The organism is Nostoc sp. ChiQUE01b, from assembly GCF_034531255.1.
Classification (GTDB): domain Bacteria; phylum Cyanobacteriota; class Cyanobacteriia; order Cyanobacteriales; family Nostocaceae; genus Nostoc.
The window spans coordinates 1-1263 of the sequence record NZ_JAVRBM010000205.1 but is presented as its reverse complement, the minus strand read 5'-3'; the positions used below and the strand labels follow the sequence as shown (position 1 = coordinate 1263).

Sequence of the window (1263 nt, the reverse complement as noted above, 5' to 3'; positions counted from 1 at the left end):
AGCGGATGTCATCCGCTAACTAAGCTCTTCCCCACACCTTTTTTCGTTCACCCGTTTCTAGATTGCCTATTAATCAGCTTTCAAATTCTCCCTTCCCAGCCCCAATCTCCAATTGTACTAATAGCAACTATACGGGCGGATTTCTTAGGAAATGCTCTCTCATACCGCCCATTTGCAGATGTATTGCAAAATGCTGATATCAAACTGGGAGCAATGAATCGTGAAGAACTCTCACAGGTGATTGCAAAACCTGCCGAAAAATTGGGAGTGTCTTTTGAAGCGGGGCTGGTAAAACGGATTTTGGATGCTGTGGAAGATCAGCCAGGAAATTTACCTCTGCTGGAATTTGCTTTAACTGAGTTGTGGAAAAGGCGAACAGGTAAACAATTAACTCACGCAGGTTATGAAGCAATTGGTGAAGTGCAAGGTGCGCTAGCCAATTATGCAGATAAAAAGTATAGAAAACTAAGTTTTACTAAGCAAGAACAGGTTCAACGAATTTTCATTCAACTGGTCTACCCTGGTGAGAAAACGAAGGACACGCGAAAATTGGCAACGAAAGCTGAACTGGGTGAGGAAAAATGGTCTAGTGTGAAACAACTTGCTGATGCTCGATTAGTCGTCACAAGTCAGAACGCAACTGGTGAAGAAACGGTTGAGTTGGTACATGAAGCACTGATTAAAGAGTGGAAACTGTTACGTGAGTGGATAGAGAGCGATCGCATCTTCCGCACTTGGCAGGAAAGGTTGCGGGTAGCAATGCGGCAGTGGCAAACTAGGAATGATGATGAAGGGACGTTGTTGCGAGGAACACTACTTGTAGAAGCTGAGGAGTGGTTGCAGCACCATCCCGATGAAATCAGCAAACCTGAGTGGGAATTTATTCAAAGTAGTTTAGCATTACGCGATCGCATCAAGAGACAAGAGGAAAAGCGCCTTGAGCAAGAACTACGACAACAAAAAGCTAAAACTAGATTTGTTATTACTACAGCTTTTTTCGCAATTACAGCTTTAGTAACAGGAGGAATTGCTTGGCAAAAAAATAGGGAGGCTCAATTAAATCAGGTTCTAGCACTAGCAGCAGATGGTTTCCCAAAACCTGAACTTTTACCAGCAGCAAGATATTTATTGGAGAAAGCTAATAACCTTCATTATTCAGCCAAAAACGATAACGAAGTACAAGAAGCTTTAACTAATTATCGAGCAGTAATCGTAAGGATTCAGGTGGCAGAGTATTGACAAAGGGGATACTTGAGTAGGAGT

At 42.6% G+C, this 1263-nt stretch carries 1 pseudogene; it reads left to right on the top strand.

The features are described 5' to 3' along the window. Positions 1–1239: pseudogene (locus RMY63_RS41645) on the top strand (hypothetical protein); the annotation flags it as partial. Positions 1240–1263 lie beyond the last annotated feature (24 nt).